Raw genomic sequence first — 21253 nt, 5'->3', positions numbered from 1 at the left:
CTACCGGCCTATTAATGGCTCGCGCTCAACTCGAGCCACACGGATAAAGGTTGGACACAATAAAAAGCGTTTAACGCATAAGCCAATCAGTCATAAGTAAAGTCATCAAAGCCCAAAGCCACTGGTTTTGGGCTTTTTTCATTCATGTCATCCTCAATAAACGCCAATTCCTAAGCACTCTAAATCACTCACTCACGCTATTTAAGGAAAGGTAAAAAGCTTAACTTTACCTCTATTTCAGACCTTAGGTTAACAGACGCTATCGCGGCAGACTGATAAAATCAGCATCAACAACTCAAACCGTTTAAGTGAGAGATCATCATGAATTATGAACTTGAAGTCTGCATTGATAATATCGAATCGCTGCATTATGCCATTCAAGGAGGCGCGACGCGTATCGAACTTTGCTCAGCGTTAGCGTTAGGAGGGCTAACCCCCAGCTATGGCATGATGAAGCAAAGTGCTCGTCTATCGATTATTCCGGTGTATGCCATGATACGCCCACGCCAAGGCGATTTTTTGTATGACCACGATGACATCACCATGATGTTAGATGACATTGATGCTGCAGCCGAAGCTAAGCTCCAAGGTGTCGTCATTGGGGCCTTAACCGCACAGGGGGAGATAGACGAATCACAGGTCAAACAACTGGTTACCCGTGCTCAGCAACATGGTTTAGGTGTGACGTTCCATCGAGCAATTGATCAATGTCGGGATTTTCGTCAGGCGCTTGAACTCTTAATTGATTTAGGATGTGAGCGAGTACTTACCTCAGGGCAAGCACCTCAAGTAGAACAAGGTATCTCTACATTGGCAGACATGGTCTCCCTTGCCAAAGGCAGAATTCGCATTATGGCAGGCGCAGGATTAACCGCGAATAATGTGACGCGGATTATTCAACAAACTGGGGTACAGGAAGTCCACTTATCAGGTAAAAGCGTACGGCCCAGTCACATGCAGCTCAAATCCGCTGCCGCAAAAATGGGCCAAGCGGACGTGGATGATTTTATGATCCCGGTAACGAATCCAACCGCGATTGCTCAAGTTGCTGAACAATTGAGGAGCTTGGTTTAGCGCAACGCATCGTCTATCGATTGTTTGCCCAAGTGACGAACATCTTTACCTTTTACAAAGTAAATAATGTATTCACAAATATTTTGGCAGCGATCACCGACCCGTTCAATAGCACGAGCCGACCACATTACTTGCAAAATGTGCGGTATATTTTTCGGGTCTTCCATCATATAGGTCATTAATTGACGGATCACCGCTTCGTATTCTTGGTCTAATTTATCATCTTGTTTATGCAACGCCGCCGCCGCGACCACATCCATGCGAGCGAAAGCATCTAAGACTTGATGCAGCATGGCGATGGCTTGACGGCAGAGTGGCTCTAATGAGACTTGAAAGCGACGTTCTTTATCGGCAGGGCTTTCTATTGCGATATAGGCCATTTTAGTCGCGACGTCACCAATGCGTTCTAAATCGGTAATGGTTTTAATGATGGCCATAATCAAACGCAAATCTTTGGCCGTCGGCTGGCGCTTAGCGATGATTCGCGTGCACGCTTCATCGATTGACACTTCCATTTCATTGACTTGATGGTCATCTCGAACCACTTTGCGTGCCAACTCGATATCTTCTTTGTGCAGCGCCTGCATCGCCAAAGAGAGTTGCTGTTCCACCAACCCTCCCATGGTCAGTACATGGGTTCGAATCGATTCAAGTTCGACATTAAATTGTCCTGAAATATGTCGGCCTAACTGCATCATGCCATCCTATTTTTTGCTATTTGATTAGCCATATCGACCAGTAATGTAGTCTTCGGTCTGTTTTTTCAATGGAGAAGTAAAAATAGAATCTGTATCTGCATATTCGATCAACTTTCCCATATGAATAAAAGCCGTATGGTCACTGACTCGCGCCGCTTGCTGCATATTGTGCGTCACTATCACCACGGTATATTGTTTTTTTAACTCATGAATCAATTCTTCAATGGTTAAGGTTGAAATAGGGTCCAACGCGGAGGTAGGTTCATCCAACAACAATACCTCGGGTTCAATCGCTATCGCTCTCGCAATAACCAAGCGTTGCTGCTGTCCACCGGATAATCCAAATGCATTTTCGTGCAAACGATGTTTTACCTCATCCCACAAGGCCGCCGCTCGTAATGAATACTCTGCCGCGTCATCGAGTGTCCGACTGTTTTTTATACCTTGTAAGCGTAGACCATAGACCACATTCTCATAAATGGATTTAGGAAAAGGATTGGGGCGCTGAAAGACCATCCCGACTCGGCGTCGCAACGTCGGCACATCGACATCACTGTCATAGACATTTTTACCATGCAATTTCACGGCACCTTCAACTCGACAACCATCGACTAAATCGTTCATTCGATTAATACAGCGTAATAACGTCGACTTACCACAACCTGAAGGACCAATAAATGCCGTCACCTGCCCTTTGGGAATACGCATCGAAATTCCATTTAAAGCACGAGTCTGTTGGTAATACAAACTGAGTTCTTCAATAGTAATCGCGGTTTGCTGATCCGTTAAATGATGAACATCTAAGGGAGGCTGATAACCTAATGTTTGCTCAACAGAAAACATATTTAATCTTGTCCTAAGGTTCGGTATTTTTCACGCAAGTTATTGCGAATATGAATGGCGGTTAAGTTCAACATCACGACCACGGTCACCAGTAAAAAGGCCGTGGCATACACTAAGGGGCGAGCAGCTTCAATATTGGTGGTTTGAAAACCAACATCGTAAATGTGAAATCCCAAATGCATAAACTTGCGCTCTAGATGTACAAAAGGAAACTCGCTATCGACAGGTAAATTCGAGGCTAGCTTAACCGCACCGACTAACATCAAAGGAGCCACTTCGCCAGCGGCGCGAGCAATCGCAAGAATCAGCCCAGTAATCATCGCTGGACTGGCCATCGGCAGCACTATCCGCCAAATGGTTTCAAACTGCGTTGCTCCTAAGGCTAATGAACCATAACGCACTGATGGCGGAATGCGTGTTAACCCCTCTTCGGTGGTGACGATCACCACCGGTAAGGTAAGCACCGCTAACGTTAATGCCGCCCACAATAATCCCGGCGTACCAAAGGTGGGGGCTGGTAAACTATCGGCATAAAACACATTATCAATACTTGCGCCAATCGTATACACAAAAAAGCCCAGCCCAAATACCCCATAAACAATCGATGGCACACCCGCAAGGTTGATCACCGCGACACGAATTAAACGCGTAAAGGCGTTGTCTTTAGCATATTCATGCAGGTAAACCGCAGCAATAACACCCAGTGGCATCACAATCACAGACATGATCAATACCAACAATACGGTGCCAAAAATGGCGGGAAAGACCCCACCTTCAGAATTCGAGTCGCGAGGCGAGTCGGATAAAAAATCCCACAAGTGCTTCAGCCAGCGAATCACTTTCTCGGCATGGGTCATTTCATTGGGATACCAATAATCGAGCACCTGACTCATTGGGATACCAATCGTATCACCAGCCATATCTTGCAATAAGAGTCGCTGATCATCCAATGTTGCCCTTAAGCTTTCTAATCGTTGCTCAGCTTCGGCCAGCTCACTCACCCATTGCTGCTCTTTTTGCTGGCGCTCTGTACGCTGGTTAGGGGTTTGTTTTAAAGAACTGGGATCTGAGAGACGAAGCGTCGTTAACTGATGAGCCAGTTCACGAATGCGCGGTCGAACTTGCTGCTCGATCTCCGCTCTTATCTGCTGAGTCTGCCCAAAAACGGTTGCTAACCACTGAGAGGGACTTAAAGGCTGCTCTTGACTGATGAGTGTCGATTCAAAACCAATCAGCTTACCATAAAACTGCCCATCATGGGTTCGTTGCAAGACGACCCAACCATGAGCAAGGGTCGCCGGTGACAATTTAATATCAAGAATCGACAAAAAATCAGCCTGATAAATGTCTCGATTAGCCACCTTAATGTTTAATCGTTGCACGTGGCCTTGCGCAATCGCGTCTTCAGGTAGGCTTATTCCCATCTCAAGAAGATGATTGACCGTCACCTTTTCTCGAGCATAGAGCTGCCCAACTAAAGTATGACCATCTTCAGTTTGCCATTGATAGAGCGGCGCTGGCCAAAAATAAATTAATCCTTTCCAGCCAATTAATAACAATAAGCCTAATACAGAGATCAAACTGATGCTAACGGCGCCAGCCGTCAGCCAAATCCAAGGAGAGCCAGATTGAAATTGCTGGGTCAGTTTCATTTACGTGCTCCCGATTACAATGAACGATATTTGGCGCGTAAGCGCTGACGCACCCACTCGGCAAAGGAGTTAACGATAAAAGTAAAGACAAACAACAATAACGCCGCTAAAAACAGCACTCGATAATGAGAGCTCCCCACCGCAGACTCAGGTAGTTCAATCGCAATATTCGCTGAAATGGTGCGCATGCCTTGTAAAATATTCCAATCGAGAATAGGCGTATTCCCTGTTGCCATCAGTACGATCATGGTTTCGCCAACGGCTCGCCCCAACCCCATCATGATTGCCGAAAAAATTCCTGGGCTGGCGGTCAATAACACTACATGGGTTAAGGTTTGCCATCCAGTCGCCCCAAGAGCCAATGAACCATCCGATAAATGCTTCGGAACCGAAAAAATCGCATCTTCAGCAATGGTAAAAATCGTTGGGATCACGGCAAATCCCATCGCAATCCCCACAATTAACGCATTACGCTGATCAAAACCAATGTCTCTTTGATCCAAAAAGAGCAGTACATCTCCGGCAAACAAGACTTGTTCGATGAGATGACTAAAAGAGAGCGTCAATGCCATGATAACGATCATTAATGGCACTAAGATCAGTGCTTGCCAACCGGAAATGTCATACCCCAAATAACGTTTAGGTAACCAAGACCAGATAACACCAATGATTAACGTCGAGATGGGTAAACCGATTAAAAGTGTGACTACCGCTGCTAAATTGTTTTCTACAATAGGGGCAAACCATAGCCCAGCGAGAAAGCCAATGATCACCGTCGGAAGCGCCTCCATCAATTCAATGGTCGGCTTCACCACTCGACGCATCGCGGGTTTCATAAAATAAGCGGTATAAATAGCGGCAAACACCGCTATCGGCACGGCAAATAGCATGGCATAGAAAGCCGCTTTCAATGTACCAAACGCAATCGGCACTAAACTTAATTTAGGTTCAAACTGCTCATTCGCCGCGGTTGACTGCCACACAAACTGCGGCTCTGGATAGCCTTCATACCAGACTTTTTTCCATAGTGCCGAAAAGGAAATCTCAGGATGAGGATTATCCAATTCAATGACCTGAACGATTCCATCGTCCCAAGTAGCAATATAACGCTCGTTATTCGACATCACCGCTAGCGTCGGCGCTTTAGGAAAAACCCGCTCAAACAACACCAGCTTTTCACTGGTGGTATAATGACTTTGTAGCGTGCCATTAGGATAAAAAGTATAAAAACCTTTACGCTGAGTATCCGTGAGCAAAAGCTGAATAGACGGTGCCAGCTGAAAATCACGAATCGACTGCAACTGGCGTTGACCTTGCTGTAAAACATCAAACCATTGACTGACAACGCCATTCTCGTAAGTAACCAGCAAAGAATAAGCACCGGATAACAAGGTCATATTCGTCACTAAGCGCTGCGGCTGGCCGCGACTAAGATCCACTTGTTCACGCAGACGATACGCTTCACCATCACGCTGAATAACCGCCAATTGCGAGCCGGTACGTAAGTAAATCGTCTGGCCATCTGGAGTAATAAGCAGTTGATCCAGTTGCGCGTACCGAGTCGGTAATACCGTTTCTGCCATGGCTAAAGGCGCTTGTCGCGCCAGCCAACGAATCATCACCCGTTGGTCAGCCAAATAACTGACCGTATAAAGATAGTCAGCCGTTAGCGCAAAGTTGAACTGCTCAATCACCGCTTCCTCTGGTGCTGCAACCAGCGTAGATTCGGTGCTTAATGACTCCAGCACAGGGGTAAACTCTCGTCGCTGTTGAGTTATTGAATAATCAAACCGAGGACGAAAAAGATGCACCTGATGCGCAGCATCCAAAACCGCATACCACCCGTCTTGTGCCGTACTGGCTTCTATTTTAACAGGAACAAAAGACAAAGGCTGTCGCCATAACGGCTGATCACTCGGTTGCTTTAGCGCCCAAAATTCCGCTTCACCATATTGATCGACCACGAACAGATGCTCACCATAATCATCCATCGCCAGTACCTGAGGCTGCACAGAAGAAATCGGCTGTTTAGCAAAGTTGGCATCAAGCTTGGCATCTGCAAAAAGTGGTAGGGTGACCAACGCCAAATAAACAAAAATTAAAATCAGAGCCGCTAAGACTCCAACCCCGCCACAGGTTACCGCAAAGCGAACGCAACGATCTTTCAAGCGTCGTTTATGATCTCGTTGCTGTAATGAAAATTCACTGTGGGGCATCAATTCACTCTATCCTTGTTATCTTGAGGGGGCGGCCGAGCTTAGAAAGCGGTAGTGACCAACAGCACGGAGAGTAAGAATAAGATCGCGAGCGCAAGAAGCGCATCAGAATAACCAGCCGCTTAACTATGTGAAGCGTTTCATACTTTATGGTGCTACAGGGTATACTATTTCAAATACGTGACGGTTATATTACAGCGCAGATAAGCAACTGAAAACAAAACCACTCTATATCAACTCAATTTGTAATAATTATGTCATATCATCGCTTTAGTTTGCACAATGATCATTGCGACTGGCTTATCTACAAATAACGTCAATCGTCAGATAGACGGCAGTCCGTCGCCATGAGTATAGATAAACGATGTGATTGAGATGACGTAAATTATAAACTAGGCAACAGATAAGCATGGCGGAAACAGACGCATCATCTCGTCAAGGTTTTCGAGCTTAAGCAAAAGAAAGGAATCCATGAGTACCGAAAAGTTGTACATCGACAAAGAATTAAGTTGGCTTTCGTTTAATGAGCGTGTGTTGCAAGAAGCGGCAGATAAAACGGTACCATTGATTGAAAGAATTCGTTTTTTAGGTATTTTTTCTAATAACTTAGATGAATTCTATAAAGTCCGTTTTGCCGATGTCAAACGGCGGATTTTAATCAACCGTGAACAAGGCGTAAAAGATAGCTCCAAGCATCTACTGAGTAAAATGCAGAGCAAAGCGTTTAAACTGAACCAAGATTTTGATCGTCTATACAGTGAATTGATTGTCGAAATGGCCCGGCGACGGATTTTTTTAGTCAATGAGAGCCAACTCGATCCCTTACAGCAAAAGTGGATCAGTAAATATTTTCATAAAGAGGTGTTACCCCATATTACTCCGCTATTGCTGCGTGATGATATTGATGTATTGCAATTTCTTAAAGATGAGTACGCTTACATTGCCGTTGAGCTTAAAAAAGACCAGCAATCAAGCTATGCCCTGCTCGAGATCCCAACCGATCACTTACCTCGCTTTGTCATGTTACCTGAGCAAAAAGGCAAAGGACGCAAGACCATTATTTTGCTCGACAATATTATTCGTTACTGTTTAGATGATATTTTCCGTGGCTTTTTTGATTACGACACGCTTCACGGCTACGCAATAAAAATGACTCGAGATGCAGAGTACGATTTACGCCGCGAAGTTGAGTACAGTTTACTCGAACAATTATCAGAAGGCTTAAGTCAGCGACTGACCGCGATGCCCGTGCGTTTTATCTACGAACATGATATGCCTGAAGCCATGCTGACGTTTTTATGTGAAAAACTCAAAATTTCTTATTATGATAGTCTGCTTCCCGGTGGTCGTTATCACAACTTTAAAGACTTTATCGCGTTTCCCAATGTTGGGCGCGATTACTTAGAAAACCGTACATTACCACCTCTCAAATGTGCTGATTTCGATGGTTACTTAAACGCCTTTGATGCCATTCGTAGCCAAGACATCTTACTCCACTACCCTTACCATCGCTTTGAGCATATCACCGAGTTAGTGCGCCAAGCCTCGTTTGATCCCAAAGTGATCAGCATTAAAATCAACATTTATCGGGTAGCTAAAAACTCTAAATTGATGAATTCGTTGATCGATGCAGTGCATAACGGTAAACGTGTCGTCGTGGTCGTCGAGCTGCAAGCGCGTTTTGATGAAGAAGCCAATATCGAATGGTCCCGGATCCTCACTGAAGCGGGCGTTGACGTGATTTTTGGTATCCCAGGAATGAAAATTCATGCCAAGTTACTGTTGATTACTCGTCGAGAAGAGAGTGAATTAGTGCGCTATGCACATATTGGTACCGGGAATTTCCATGAAAAAACCGCACGGATTTATACTGACTTTTCTTTACTCACCGCCGATCATGAACTCACCAATGAAGTGCGTAGTGTGTTTGCGTATATTGAAAATCCATTTCGCCCGATTAAATTTACTCACTTACTGGTTTCACCGCGAAATAGCCGTACCCAGTTGTATCGATTGATTGATAGTGAAATTGCCAATGCCCGTAACGGTAAGAAGGCTGAAATCATAGTTAAAGTGAATAATTTGGTTGATAAAGGATTGATCAATAAACTCTATGGTGCGAGCAGTGCGGGCGTTAAAATAAAAATGATCATTCGCGGTATGTGTTCATTAGTTCCCGGTGTTGCAGGAGTCAGTGATAACATTAGTATTATTAGTATTGTTGATCGTTTCTTAGAGCATCCACGAGTACTGATCACCCATAACGATGGCGACCCTTTAGTCTATATCTCTTCGGCTGACTGGATGACACGTAACCTCGATCATCGGATTGAAGTAACCACACCCATTCGTAGCCCACGTTTAAAACAACGGATCATCGATATCATTAATCTCCAGTTTACCGATACCGTCAAAGCTCGAGTTATCGATAAAGAGATGAGTAACCGTTACGTCAAACGCGGCAATCGGAAAAAAATACGTTCACAATTGGCTATTTACGACTACCTTAAACAAATAGAAAAAGAAACACGCAAACCCAAAGGAAACCTTGAGCCACATGAAAACCCACTCTGAGATCTCTTCTCCAGACAGTAGCGAATCGACCAGCCGAGAAATCGCGGCGATTGATCTTGGCTCAAATAGCTTCCATATGGTGGTCGCAAAAGTCGTTGAACAAGATTTACAACTGATCAGCCGCCATAAACAACGGGTGCATTTGGCATTAGGCTTAGATGAACAAAAAAATCTGGATCACGCCTCCATTGAGCGAGGGTTAGCCTGTTTAGCCATGTTTGCCGAGCGGCTCCAAGGGTTCAAAGTCGAGAATGTCCGTATCGCGGCCACCCACACCTTACGTCAAGCTAATAACGCTCACCTTTTCTTACAACGAGCGTTAGAGGTGATGCCTTTTCCTATCGAAATTATTCCTGGCAGTGAAGAGGCGCGATTGATTTATCTTGGTGTAGCTCATACTCAACCGCAAGCAGACTCTATGCTGGTCGTCGATATTGGCGGTGGAAGTACGGAGCTGATCATCGGTAAAGGCTTTGAAGCTGAATTGGTTAACAGCAAACAGATGGGCTGTGTCAGTTACACTGAACGCTTTTTTACCAATGATAAACTGTCCAAGAAAAAGTTTGCTCAAGCGATTTTATCGGCGGAACAAAAACTCGAGTCCATGGCCAGTAAATATCGTAAAAAAGGCTGGCAGCGTGCGTTTGGCTCATCCGGTACCGTCAAAGCTATCCATGAAGTATTGATTGGCTTAGGCTACGACGATGGCGTGATCACCCAAGAACGGCTACATAAATTAGTCGATAAGCTGTGTGAGTCTAATCAAATTGCGGATATTCAATTAACCGGACTGACTGATGATCGTAAACCGGTCTTTCCTGCCGGAGTCGCCATCTTAACCGGTGTCTTTAATGCATTAAAGATCAAGGAAATGCATTTTTCCGATGGCGCATTGCGCGAAGGCTTACTGTATGAAATGGAAGATAGGTTCAAGTACGACGATGTCCGTTTACGCACGACAGAAAACTTAGCGGTCAAACACTTCGTTGATTTAGAGCACGCGGCAAAAGTGAAGGGCTACGCTAAAGAGTTTTTGAGTCAAGTTAATGACGAATTAGGACTCAAAGCCAACAGTGATTTATTTGCGCTACTAGAATGGGCTGCGCTACTCCACGAAGTTGGCCTTAGCATCAGCTTACAAGCCTTTCATCGTCACTCCGCTTACATCTTACAGCACACCAATATGCCAGGGTTTAACAGTGAACAACAAAGGGTGCTCGCGACGCTGGTTCGCTTTCAACGTAAAGCTCTGAAGCTTGGTGAAATGAGCGATTTCTATCTCTATAAGAAAAAACACATCATCGGTCTTATCCGCGTGTTACGGTTAGCGATTGTCCTAAATGGACAGCGCAATGATGATCCACTTCCCGAGATTCGCTTAAGTGCCAAAGAAGATCGGTGGCAATTAACATGCAGTGATCCAGCTTGGCTTGAAAACAACAAACTGCTGCACATCGATTTACTCAGTGAACAAGCCTATTGGCATAAAGTTGGTTGGACGTTAACGTTTTAAATCAAGCCGGTCAAAGCCTAGATTTTACTGCTGGCATGCGCGGTAAACCCGGATCACTGAATCCCCACTTTGGCCAATTCTTGCTGCGCGACCTCAGCAGAAATGGCTAAGTAACCTTCTTTGCTAACCAGATCTTGTCCCTGCTTAGAAAAGATAAAACGCACAAATTCTCTTTCCAGCGGCATTAATGGCCGCCCTGGGTGTTTGTTAACGTACAAATACAGATAACGAGATAAAGGGTATTCACCAGACAAAATATTATCGTGTGAGGGATAAACGTAATCTCGTCCTTGGCGAGCAATCGGGACCAGTTTCACTCCAGAAACACGATAGCCTACCCCAGAATAGCCTAATGCATTAATCGATGAAGCGACCGACTGCACCACAGAGGCTGAACCCGGCTGTTGATTGACATGGGCTTTAAAATCACCGCCACACAACGCGGTTTGCTTAAAATAGCCGTACGTTCCCGATACCGAATTACGTCCAAACAACTGCATGCGTCGCTGTGCCCACGAGTAATCTAGACCTAATTGTGACCAACGGTTGATCGATTCTGTGGCCCCGCAACGTAACGTTACTGAAAAAATCTGATCGAGCTCGGTAAAATTTAACCCCTCGATGGGATTATCTCGATGAGCAAACACACCAATCGCATCAATCGCAATCCGTAACTCAGTCGGCTTGTAGCCATGGGTGCGTTCAAACGCTTCAATCTCTCGTAGACGCATTGGTCGACTCATCGGTCCAAATTGCGCTGTTTCTTCCGTTAAAGCTGGAGGTGCCGTCGATGAGCCTGATGCTTGTACTTGAGCATTAACATTAGGATACAGCTCATTAAACGCTTCTGCCCAAAGTGTTGTCAGCCCGGCAAGAGTATCCGAGCCCACAGAAAGGACACTCCCCGATATACCCGGTACGCGATGATAATCGGCGAGTGATTGCGAAGCTCCTGAGCTGAACGGAAAACTCGCCATCATCACCATCAACCAACGTCTTAATTGCATTTCACCACCAAACGTTTCGGTAACACAAACGAGAAACAGCTCCCAACGCCAACTTCACTGCGAATATCTAAATGGCTATCGTGATGGGAAAGCGCATGTTTGACAATCGCCAACCCCAGACCACTACCACCGGTATCGCGTGATCGCGCTTTATCCACTCGATAAAAACGCTCGGTTAAGCGATGCAAATGCTGAGCCGCAATCCCTTCACCACGGTCTTCCACTTCAAACAACGCCCCTTGTTCAGTATTTTGCCAGCGAACCTGAATCTCTGCGCCCGCTGGGGTATATTTCACGGCGTTATAAACTAAATTAGAAATAGCGCTACGCAGTTGGTCTTCATCGGCTAAGACTTTAAGCTGTTTATCCACAGTAAAACGAATCTGATGAGCCTGTTCACCACTTAAACTTAACGCTTCTTTTTCTAACACCTCAAGCATCGCTGGGACATCAACTTCTTCATCCAACTCATGAATGGGCGAAGCCTCAATTTTCGATAAGGTGAGCAATTGATTAACTAAACTCGACATCCGATTCAACTGCTCGGTCATCACTCCGTGGGCTTTCGGCCACATTGGACCGAGTAGCAGATCTGGGTCTTCCGTCATTTCTAAGTAACCTTGCAGAACCGTCATTGGCGTGCGTAACTCATGCGATACATTAGCAAAAAAATTTCGTCTCATGCCTTCAAGCTGCTTCACCTGAGTCACATCACGTACGACCATTAAATGTTCACCTTCGGTATACGGCACGATACGTAGCTCTAAAGATCGCTCAACATTCAATGGCGAGTGCATGGTCAACGGTTCTGAAAAATCATTTTTCTGCAGATAATTGATAAAACCTGGCGTGCGGATCAAATTGGAAATCGGTTGTCCAGCATCATCGGGCCAACGAAATCCCAACAAATACTGGGCTAAGCGGTTACACCAAACGATATTGCCTTCTGCGCGAAACACCACCACCGCATCAGGTAACGATTCTGCACCATTACGAAAACGGCGAATTAAATTGGTGAGCTCTTTGCGCTTTTTGCGTTGCCGCTGCTGCAAACGATAAATACCATTAAACAGCGACTCCCAATTCCCTGAACCAGAAGGGGGTGTTAAGCGCTTTTCATCCCACAACCAAGCCGAAAATCGCACTTGATTATGCAAATGCCAAACCAGCTGTAATGCCGTTGCCGCTAACAGCAACCAAGGCATATGCCCAAATACCCAGCCAACAATCAGCCAGGGAAGGTAAAAAAAAGCCAGCTCCCAGGCCAGCTTTTTCCAAGTTAATCGTTCAACCATAATACTCCACAACGGGCCGACTTAAGCTTTGGTTGAAAACCGGTAGCCAGCGCCACGCACGGTTTGAATCAGCTTATCATGCCCGGCATCTTCTAAAGCTTTACGCAAGCGGCGAATGTGCACATCAACCGTACGATCTTCAACATAGACATTGGTGCCCCAGATGTTATTCAGCAGTTGCTCTCGACTGTATACGCGCTCTTGGTGAGTCATAAAAAAGTGCAGCATCTTAAACTCGGTCGGTCCCATCTCTAGCGCCATATCATCAGCGGTCACTCGGTGAGATACGGGATCCAATTTTAAACCTTGCACGTCAATGACATCTTCTAATGAGGTAGGAGTAACACGGCGAATAACCGCTTTTAAACGCGCAATCAACTCTTTCGGTGAAAACGGTTTAGTGATGTAATCATCCGCTCCTACTTCTAAACCACGCACTTTATCTTCTTCTTCACCCCGAGCGGTCAGCATGACAACCGGAATGTTACGTGTTAACTCTTCACGTTTCATGTGTTTGATAAAGTTAATCCCGCTACCGCCGGGTAGCATCCAATCGAGCAAAACAAGATCGGGGAAAGGTTCAGCGAGCTTAGTCACCGCGCTATCATAATCTTCAGCTTCCACTGCTTGATAGCCTTTTTGTTCAAGCACAAAACACAACATTTCACGAATGGGTGCTTCATCCTCAACGACCAGAATCCTTCTAGACATAATTGAATAACCTTTGTTATTAATCAACGCTATGCATTATGGGAAATGATTATGACACTTTTGTGACCTTTGCAAACTAATTTTCATATAAAGTTCACGCTTGTGTACGGTTTACGAGGTGATTAGCGTGACCAAACTCCGCTAACCAATCGTCATTTCGTGTCGTAAGAGTATAAGACATTAATCGTCAATTCCCCTATCATAGACGAATTGTGAACAACCAAAAGAAGCGCACTATGTGGTTTAAAAATTGTATGGTGTATCGCGTCAATCGTGATATTCCCTTTAATGCGGATCAACTGGAAACTCAACTAACGGAATTTCGTTTTAGCCCTTGCTCTAGTCAAGACAAACAGAAGTTTGGCTGGGTGCATGCCCTTGGTAAACATGGCGATATGATGACGCATGTTAGTGATGGACGAATACTGATTTGCGCCAAAAAAGAAGAAAAAATGCTCCCAGCATCGGTGATCAAAGAGTCTTTGAATGCCAAAGTCGACACCATTGAGACGCAAGAAGGTCGACCACTCAAGAAAAAAGAGAAAGAGACCTTAAAAGAAGAAGTCATGATTGATTTGCTGCCGCGAGCCTTCACTCGTAGCCATTATACCTATGTATTGATCATGCCTAAAGAAGGGTTAATTCTGGTCGATGCTAGCAGCTATAAAAAAGCCGAAGATGTTCTGGCTCTGCTGCGCAAAACCATGGGCAGCTTACCCGTTGTACCAGCAATTCCTGAAGTCGCGGTCGAAACCACATTGACTCAATGGGTCAAGGACGGCAACGTACCACAAGGCTTTACGCTCTTAGAAGAAGCAGAGTTAAAATCCACCTTAGAAGATGGCGCAACCATCCGTTGTAAAAAGCAAGAGCTGACCAGTGATGAAATCATCAGTCATATTGCCGCTAATAAAGTGGTGACTAAGTTAGCGCTCAACTGGCAAGAGCGGATCAGTTTCATCCTCGCCGAAGATTGCAGCTTAAAGCGTTTGGCATTTAGTGATGAGCTCAAAGACCAAAACGAAGATATTCCAAGAGAAGACCAAGCGGCGCGATTCGATGCGGATTTATCGTTAATGTGTGGTGAATTTTCTGCTCTATTACCTAACTTATTTGATGTATTAGGCGGCTTACCGTCAAACGACGCCTAACGGCCTATTCAGGCTGGTATCTCCAGCCTGAATCCTTTCTCTTCATCCTTCCACGACAAGACCAAGACGCCAAGGAATAATAACCTGAAAAAGAGTATGGTCACCGCTTACCTTTTGACGTAAAATTTGCGCCCTTTCCAATACCATGAGGTGGTATTGGCCTGACTTGAAATCAGATTGAGAAGCTAATAATGAGTACAACATCCCATTTCGTCCCTGAGCTACTGTCACCTGCCGGTAGTCTAAAAAATATGCGTTATGCCTTTGCTTACGGCGCAGATGCTGTTTATGCCGGCCAACCGCGTTACAGCCTACGCGTACGTAATAACGAGTTTAACCACGAAAATCTGCAAATCGGCATTAACGAAGCGCATGCACTGGGTAAAAAATTCTATGTGGTGTGTAATATTCAGCCACACAACTCAAAATTAAAAACCTTTATTCGCGATTTAAAACCGGTTATCGACATGGGACCGGATGCATTAATTATGTCCGATCCCGGCCTGATCATGATGGTACGTGAAGCGTTTCCTGAGATGGCGATTCATTTGTCAGTACAAGCTAATGCGGTTAACTGGGCAACGGTTAAGTTTTGGTCAACCCAAGGTGTCGAACGCGTAATATTATCTCGCGAGCTGTCACTAGAAGAGATCGAAGAAATTCGCCAACAATGCCCAGAGACTGAGCTAGAGATCTTTGTTCATGGCGCACTGTGCATGGCCTATTCGGGCCGCTGTTTATTATCAGGCTACATGAATAAACGAGACCCGAACCAAGGTACTTGCACCAACGCTTGCCGCTGGGAATACAAAGTAGAGAAAGCACAAGAAGATGCCTCAGGGCAAATTGTCGAACAGTTCGATCCAAGCGCCGCCCAAGCGATTGAAGTACAAACAGAGCGTCCCGATAACACCTTAGGATTAGGTAAACCGATTGATGATGTCGTGCTGTTGTCTGAAAGCCACCGCCCTGAAGAAAAAATGGCCGCGTTTGAAGATGAACATGGTACCTATATCATGAACTCAAAAGACTTACGCGCCGTTCAACACGTTGAACGTTTAACCAAAATGGGCGTTCACTCGCTCAAAATTGAAGGTCGTACTAAGTCATTCTATTACTGCGCCCGAACGGCTCAAGTTTATCGTAAAGCGATTGATGATGCCGTCGCTGGCAGACCATTTGATGACAGCCTAATGGGCACCTTAGAAAGCCTCGCGCATCGCGGCTATACCGAAGGTTTCCTACGTCGTCATACTCATGATAGCTACCAAAACTATGACTATGGTTACTCTGTCTCCGATAGTCAGCAATTTGTCGGTGAGTTTACCGGTAAACGCCGTGGTGATTTAGTTGAAGTGGAAGTGAAGAACAAGTTCTGTGTCGGTGACAGTCTTGAGTTGATGACCCCTAAAGGCAATATCATTTTTACTCTTGAAATGATGGAAAACCGCAAGTCGCAAGCCATTGATGATGCAAAAGGTAATGGTCACTTCGTGTTTATTCCTATGCCTGAAGACTTAGATCTTGAGTACGCGTTATTAATGCGTAACCTCAATGCCGGTCAAGATACTCGCAACCCAACAGGCAAATAATCATGGCACTATTGATCACAGACAAATGCACCAACTGTGATATGTGTGAACCAGAGTGTCCAAACGGCGCCATTTCGATGGGTGAATACGTTTATGAGATTAACCCAGATTTATGTACCGAGTGCAAAGGACACTATGATCAACCGACCTGTCAGTCGGTGTGTCCGATCAATAACTGTATTATTACGGATCCTCAACACATTGAAAGCGAAGAACAACTGCTAGAAAAATTTGTTATCCTTCAAGGATTAGCTTAGCTATTTTTTTAGTGGTTGCTTGATAAAAAAATCCGCCAGTGAAGGCGGATTTTTATTACTGATTAATTCAACTTATTTACTTAGCGACGGCGACGGAACCACCCTGCCAAGCCGATTAACATCAATCCAAACAAGCCCGCGCTTCCTGCTGAACCGCCAGTACGGTCATACTCAGGGATAACGCGCTCTGGTTGTAGCCCTTGTTGACGACGAACTTCAACTGGGAAGCTAACACGGCTATTGTCTACTACCTGATTAGCTTCACCACGAACTAAATGCATATGTAATGCATAATCGTCACCAGCAGGGATACCAAACAAGCTAACGTCTACGACTTGTTGACCATCTTTACTTAGCGTTGGCTGTGGAATACGAGCCAGTTGTGGTTCACGTAAACCATCGAACTGAATCATTACTTTATCGCCTTCTTTAGCTGTTTCAGGCATTAATAAAGGCACATCAATTCGGCTGTTGTTGATGGTTAATAGTACCGGACGCTGCTGACCACGTAAACTTTCACGTTCTGCCACTTTATAATCAAGAACCAGCAACACTGGATCATGATCCGATGAGCGATAATGAGTTACCGTCATTTGACCATTATTATTATGGTGGAAGTTCTGCCAATGACTACCTTTATGTGGACGGCCATTATTTTGCTTACTGTAATCAAACAGAGGTGATTCGATACTATTAATGCGCCAGTCTATGGCATCAACCAATCGATTACGCAATGATGGCGAGATTAACGCATGGTCAAGTGAACCTAACTCATCGTTAAACGAATAACTCCAGCTCTTTGGACGCTCAAATTTAACGTCTTTATAAGGCACAGCATTGATATAACCAAAAGTACGGTCAATACGTTTACCACTTAAATCGCTAAATTGCGGACGATCACCAATATAAGTATAACGACCGGCATAAACAGCTTTATTCGTTGGGTTTTCAGTTAACACCAACATTGGGTCTTCCATCGCATACGAGTTTAAATCACCAAGAATAACTTTATCACCAGGAATTTTATCAAGCTGCTTACCAAGCTCATAAGCGGCGGCCACTCGGAAGTTCTCACATTGACCTTGGAAATCAGAATCAGGCAAGGAATCACCAGGACTGAAACTAGCAACATCTACTCCATCCCAATCATCAATACAGTTAGAACCTTTTGATTTTAGGTGGTTGGCAGAAACCGTTAACTGTTTACCTGTGTTATGCACCAAGAACGTCGCGGTTAGAGCATCGCGTTGGAAAGCACGGCCGCTACTTAGTGGACGTCCCTGGCTATCAATAAAGACCTCACCAGTTTTAGGATCGGTAATCGATGGCGCATTCTGATTTGGTAAACGAATAACTTGGCTATCCGTCAAGGTTACTCGGCTTGGGCGATAAATAATTGCGTTAGTAATGGCATCAGTACCAACATGGTCATGATGGTCAAACACTAGATCGTTATTCGAGTCAATCGCAATAAAGCTGTAACGATTTTGGATTGAATCGCGGTAAAAACGATGTGAATAACGATCGCGGGTGTACTTCTTGTTCAGCTCGTCTACTAGTTGAGCAATAGCAGAGCGAGTACCAAAGCCGTTATTTTCCATTTCTAACAAACCAACGATATCGGCATCCATACGATACAATGCTTCAACCACTTTCGCTTGCTGTAATTCGAACTCTTCCATATCAAACGCACCACGATTATTACCATGACGATTTGGATCACCACCAAATGGTGAGTTGAAATAGTTAAGTACGTTTTTCGAACCCAAGACTAATGGGAAATGTCCTTGATCATGACGCTGATAACGATGCTGACCAATGCTATTTTGATTCCCATTTTCTGGAATCTTGTTTAATTTCAATGTTTCTAGCTTACCATCAACTTCAATTTTATACTCTGGATGGCTAGTACGTCGAATATCATTACGCTTGAAGTTCTTGCTCGTTACTGAAGTATCAGATTCAGGGATCACCAGACGATATTCATCACGGGTAAACACCAGCATACCTGTGATATCCATCACTGAGTCATTCACTAAGATGACATTCTGGTTCGGTTTATCTTTAAACGCTGGGAAATAAGGAATTTCCCCATCTCGAGCACTGCGATCGCTTTCAACAAATAGACGGCGGCGCTGATTCTCTTTAGCAGCTTCTTGAGACTCTTCACTACCGGCTACATGTAACTGGTTCGGCTGCATATTCACACGCTCATAAGCCAGTACCATATTTTGTCTAAACGAGCCAAAGTCAAAAGTAAAGGTGCGGCTGACACGCATATCTTGCTTGCCATCCTGATCAGGATTAACGTCATCAGGCAGCTTAATCAACATACCTTCGTGACGCTCTAGGGTACGGCTGAAATCTAACCGGCGCTCATCCCCCTCACCCACGTAATCACTGTCATTAATTTGCAGCGGAGTAATTCTGACCGGGTTATTCTCAGAAACAACATCATATTCACTAATAAAGTTATTTGGCACACCACTGGCAAGAAGACGAGTCATTCCCCAATATTCTTGTACATGCGCTTCAAAACAGATTTCTTTACCGATGAAATTAGGTGTCATACCCGATGTATCCATACGAACAAAGATACCATCTGAACCTTTTCCATCTCCCGCGTGTTTATCTTGTAAATAAACGCCGCGCCAATCTCCCACACCTTGAGAGTATTGGGCTATTACGCCTGTTACTTTATAAGGTTTAGAGCTCCAAAAACCATTGTCAACATAAGGGGACGATTCGCCTTCACCTTGTATTTGACGAATAGTCTTTCTTTCCGCAGTAGACAGTTCACACACACCTGGTACTGGTTCTGGCTCTGGTAAATCAGCAGCATCTTCACCATATAAGGTGCGATCCCCTAGCCCTTCATAAGTAAAAGGTTGATATTCATGCCAATCTGTTGAACGGTATTCTTTTTGTGGCGTTGCATCAGGTAAACGATGGAATGTTCGACGATAACCCCAGCCATTGGTACTATTATTCTGACCTGGGACTAATTGTACTAACCCCACCACATCATGAATATTAGCGACAGCCGTATCAGCATCCGTAGTCATTATTGGCGCAATAAAGACTTTATCATCGCCATTAAACTGTAAACTATGAGTCACCGTCATCGCATTTGGATCAAGCGCATTTTTTAGATCATCGGTAGAGCCTGCATGATAAATCACCAATGACTGCCTAGGTGGTAAGGTACGACCATTCAGTACATCAGCTTGATTAAATAATGGACCTCCAGCATTGGTTGCTCCAACCGTATATAATGCCGTGTTTTCAAATGTATGAGCAGTGGTGTCACTGGTATTAAGAATCTCAATAGCCTTACTATTTCCCAACCCCATCACATAGCGGGAAATAACAATATCATTAATATCTGCCCACGCTGAAGCACTGAGAGTCAATGCAATCGAGGCAGTTAAGGTCTTTAATTTTATGTTCATTTATACTGTCCTTGTGAGCACATTAGAAGAAGACTGTCGCTTTGGCATAACTGCGATAATGCGAGTCACCAATATTGGCTTCAATTTCAATCACAGAAGAACGGGTAGGCTTATAGCGCACACCAACGGTTTGCCAAGTACGGCGTTTACCCCAGCTATCCCAACGATCAACATCGCCATCCCAAAATTCATCAAATTTGTCCCACTTTTGGTATTCTTCATAGTTCACTGAACCAATTAAATCCCATTGCGGAGTCAAACTGTATTGCAGGGAAACAAGACCACCATGGTTTTTCAGTTCTTGGTAATCATTGAATTGATAAACGGCTGGTTGGTCACCAACGGCTTCTTTGATTAGAGTGCGACGCTGAGCTTCATCTTGGTATTCAATAAAACCGTTAATGCCGAGCAAAATATCTGAAGTGATCGCGTAACGTAAGCCGATACCATATAAGGTTTTTTCACCCACTCGCGCTTCACCGCCAGAACCATTACGCTTTTCAGCGCCAAATACCACAGACAAAGGATCAGAGAAATAGCCCACATAGCCATTGACTGTGTTACCTAAAGGGGTACCAGAGGAACTTTCAGCACGATAACTGTAAGAGACACCGACACGGATCAAGTCAAAGTAGTGCCCTTCATACTTGATAGTACGAGATTGATCACCTGCTTCTTTTGTTTCCGCCCCACCTTCAATGGTTAAATCACCAAAAGCATCATAATCATCAAAGGCAGTATCATTCAGGCCTATTTCAATATTATGTTGCGGAGAAATACGGTAACCCAGCCACACTTTATCTACTTCAGTGACCATCTCACCATTACCACCAGGCCAGTTTTCACGCAAATAATCCAACTCCAGACGATAGTGAATACCCCCGACCTGACCTTTGGCTCCTAATGTAGCAAAACTATCATCAATGAAGGATTCATCAGCATTAAATTGGTTAAATTTAGCTTTATTGCCAAAATAACCACCAACACCGACTTCACCAAACACATCCATATAATCACCATTATCCGCGGTATAAACACGAGCTGCATGGCCCGAAGCTGATAATGCTAAAAACACGGCGGACAGCGCTAAAGGTAACGCTGATTTTCGAGAAACTAATACTCGCATGCCATTTTCCTTGCTGTTGTTATATAACCCATTTATAGTGAGGTAAGTCACTTAATCATTAAAATTATACATAAAGCAACATTATGATTTTG

14 protein-coding genes and 2 pseudogenes are annotated in these 21253 nt (G+C 44.6%); 6 read left to right on the top strand and 10 right to left on the bottom strand.

The window, feature by feature from the left end:
- Nucleotides 1-321 precede the first annotated feature (321 nt).
- The gene (locus FKN88_RS07515) at nucleotides 322-1074 is read left to right on the top strand and encodes a copper homeostasis protein CutC (protein WP_154169003.1); all 753 of its coding nucleotides are present in this window, start codon (nucleotides 322-324) and stop codon (nucleotides 1072-1074) included.
- Here the strand turns inward: FKN88_RS07515 and phoU are convergent.
- The 5 genes and pseudogenes from phoU to FKN88_RS07495 form a co-directional block, all read right to left on the bottom strand.
- Nucleotides 1071-1769 carry a phosphate signaling complex protein PhoU gene (gene phoU, locus FKN88_RS07510; protein ID WP_040904645.1) on the bottom strand — a complete coding sequence of 233 codons (699 nt, stop codon included), beginning with the start codon at nucleotides 1767-1769 and terminating at the stop codon, nucleotides 1071-1073. The two genes, FKN88_RS07515 and phoU, sit on opposite strands and share 4 nt — an antisense overlap.
- Nucleotides 1770-1796: 27 nt before the next feature.
- The gene (gene pstB, locus FKN88_RS07505; protein ID WP_004395863.1) at nucleotides 1797-2615 is read right to left on the bottom strand and encodes a phosphate ABC transporter ATP-binding protein PstB; all 819 of its coding nucleotides are present in this window, start codon (nucleotides 2613-2615) and stop codon (nucleotides 1797-1799) included.
- A 2-nt stretch (nucleotides 2616-2617) separates the two neighbouring features.
- Nucleotides 2618-3586, bottom strand: a pseudogene (pstA, locus tag FKN88_RS17505) (phosphate ABC transporter permease PstA); the annotation flags it as partial.
- Nucleotides 3587-3942: 356 nt separating this feature from the next.
- Nucleotides 3943-4267, bottom strand: a pseudogene (locus tag FKN88_RS17500) (phosphate ABC transporter, permease protein PstA); the annotation flags it as partial.
- A gap of 14 nt (nucleotides 4268-4281) precedes the next feature.
- Nucleotides 4282-6483 (bottom strand): ABC transporter permease subunit, encoded by a 2202-nt coding sequence (locus tag FKN88_RS07495; RefSeq protein WP_154169005.1) that lies wholly within the window; start codon nucleotides 6481-6483, stop codon nucleotides 4282-4284.
- 471 nt (nucleotides 6484-6954) lie between these two features.
- On the opposite strand from FKN88_RS07495, the gene ppk1 reads away from it, so the two are divergent.
- Both ppk1 and ppx read left to right on the top strand, forming a co-directional pair.
- A complete protein-coding gene (gene ppk1 / locus FKN88_RS07490) occupies nucleotides 6955-9057 on the top strand; it encodes a polyphosphate kinase 1 (RefSeq protein ID WP_154169007.1) in 2103 nt (700 codons plus the stop codon).
- Nucleotides 9041-10570: an exopolyphosphatase gene (ppx, locus tag FKN88_RS07485; RefSeq protein WP_170905238.1), complete on the top strand. Its 1530-nt coding sequence runs from the start codon at nucleotides 9041-9043 to the stop codon at nucleotides 10568-10570. The genes ppk1 and ppx overlap by 17 nt, the downstream gene beginning before the upstream one ends.
- 53 nt (nucleotides 10571-10623) lie before the next feature.
- Here the strand turns inward: ppx and FKN88_RS07480 are convergent, their stop codons facing one another.
- Genes FKN88_RS07480 through phoB form a run of 3 tightly spaced genes read right to left on the bottom strand, consistent with a single transcriptional unit; the run spans nucleotide 10624 to nucleotide 13583 of the window.
- Nucleotides 10624-11550 (bottom strand): PstS family phosphate ABC transporter substrate-binding protein, encoded by a 927-nt coding sequence (locus FKN88_RS07480; protein WP_306687393.1) that lies wholly within the window; start codon nucleotides 11548-11550, stop codon nucleotides 10624-10626.
- A 17-nt stretch (nucleotides 11551-11567) separates the two neighbouring features.
- Nucleotides 11568-12872, bottom strand: a complete 1305-nt coding sequence (gene phoR / locus FKN88_RS07475) for a phosphate regulon sensor histidine kinase PhoR (RefSeq protein WP_004395870.1) — start codon at nucleotides 12870-12872, stop codon at nucleotides 11568-11570.
- A 21-nt stretch (nucleotides 12873-12893) separates the two neighbouring features.
- On the bottom strand, nucleotides 12894-13583 hold the full coding sequence (gene phoB / locus FKN88_RS07470) for a phosphate regulon transcriptional regulator PhoB (protein ID WP_158137929.1): 690 nt from the start codon (nucleotides 13581-13583) through the stop codon (nucleotides 12894-12896).
- 236 nt (nucleotides 13584-13819) lie between these two features.
- Between phoB and rdgC the strand changes: the two genes are divergently transcribed.
- From rdgC to FKN88_RS07455, 3 genes are all read left to right on the top strand, one after another.
- Nucleotides 13820-14734 (top strand): recombination-associated protein RdgC, encoded by a 915-nt coding sequence (rdgC, locus tag FKN88_RS07465; RefSeq protein ID WP_306687385.1) that lies wholly within the window; start codon nucleotides 13820-13822, stop codon nucleotides 14732-14734.
- Between the two features lie 191 nt (nucleotides 14735-14925).
- Nucleotides 14926-16326, top strand: coding sequence for a tRNA 5-hydroxyuridine modification protein YegQ (yegQ, locus tag FKN88_RS07460; RefSeq protein WP_306687384.1), 1401 nt, complete (start codon nucleotides 14926-14928; stop codon nucleotides 16324-16326).
- 2 nt (nucleotides 16327-16328) lie between these two features.
- Nucleotides 16329-16583 carry a YfhL family 4Fe-4S dicluster ferredoxin gene (locus tag FKN88_RS07455; protein ID WP_040904656.1) on the top strand — a complete coding sequence of 85 codons (255 nt, stop codon included), beginning with the start codon at nucleotides 16329-16331 and terminating at the stop codon, nucleotides 16581-16583.
- Nucleotides 16584-16663: 80 nt separating this feature from the next.
- Here the strand turns inward: FKN88_RS07455 and FKN88_RS07450 are convergent, their stop codons facing one another.
- Together FKN88_RS07450 and FKN88_RS07445 are read right to left on the bottom strand one after the other, a co-directional pair.
- Nucleotides 16664-20035, bottom strand: coding sequence for an ExeM/NucH family extracellular endonuclease (locus FKN88_RS07450; protein WP_154169017.1), 3372 nt, complete (start codon nucleotides 20033-20035; stop codon nucleotides 16664-16666).
- 22 nt (nucleotides 20036-20057) lie between these two features.
- On the bottom strand, nucleotides 20058-21161 hold the full coding sequence (locus FKN88_RS07445) for a porin (RefSeq protein WP_154169019.1): 1104 nt from the start codon (nucleotides 21159-21161) through the stop codon (nucleotides 20058-20060).
- Nucleotides 21162-21253: the final 92 nt, after the last annotated feature.

The sequence above is a fragment of the Vibrio sp. 2017_1457_13 genome (genome assembly GCF_030851525.1).
GTDB lineage: Bacteria > Pseudomonadota > Gammaproteobacteria > Enterobacterales > Vibrionaceae > Vibrio > Vibrio metschnikovii.
The sequence above is the reverse complement of the archived record's forward strand: the minus strand, read 5'-3'. Positions and strand labels throughout refer to the sequence as shown.

Coding starts and splice junctions, on each gene's coding strand:
- FKN88_RS07515 (WP_154169003.1), top strand. CDS start 322: ATGAATTATGAACTTGAAGTCTGCATTGATAATATCGAATCGCTGCAT.
- phoU (WP_040904645.1), bottom strand. CDS start 1,769: ATGCAGTTAGGCCGACATATTTCAGGACAATTTAATGTCGAACTTGAA.
- pstB (WP_004395863.1), bottom strand. CDS start 2,615: ATGTTTTCTGTTGAGCAAACATTAGGTTATCAGCCTCCCTTAGATGTT.
- FKN88_RS07495 (WP_154169005.1), bottom strand. CDS start 6,483: ATGCCCCACAGTGAATTTTCATTACAGCAACGAGATCATAAACGACGC.
- ppk1 (WP_154169007.1), top strand. CDS start 6,955: ATGAGTACCGAAAAGTTGTACATCGACAAAGAATTAAGTTGGCTTTCG.
- ppx (WP_170905238.1), top strand. CDS start 9,041: ATGAAAACCCACTCTGAGATCTCTTCTCCAGACAGTAGCGAATCGACC.
- FKN88_RS07480 (WP_306687393.1), bottom strand. CDS start 11,550: ATGATGGCGAGTTTTCCGTTCAGCTCAGGAGCTTCGCAATCACTCGCC.
- phoR (WP_004395870.1), bottom strand. CDS start 12,872: ATGGTTGAACGATTAACTTGGAAAAAGCTGGCCTGGGAGCTGGCTTTT.
- phoB (WP_158137929.1), bottom strand. CDS start 13,583: ATGTCTAGAAGGATTCTGGTCGTTGAGGATGAAGCACCCATTCGTGAA.
- rdgC (WP_306687385.1), top strand. CDS start 13,820: ATGTGGTTTAAAAATTGTATGGTGTATCGCGTCAATCGTGATATTCCC.
- yegQ (WP_306687384.1), top strand. CDS start 14,926: ATGAGTACAACATCCCATTTCGTCCCTGAGCTACTGTCACCTGCCGGT.
- FKN88_RS07455 (WP_040904656.1), top strand. CDS start 16,329: ATGGCACTATTGATCACAGACAAATGCACCAACTGTGATATGTGTGAA.
- FKN88_RS07450 (WP_154169017.1), bottom strand. CDS start 20,035: ATGAACATAAAATTAAAGACCTTAACTGCCTCGATTGCATTGACTCTC.
- FKN88_RS07445 (WP_154169019.1), bottom strand. CDS start 21,161: ATGCGAGTATTAGTTTCTCGAAAATCAGCGTTACCTTTAGCGCTGTCC.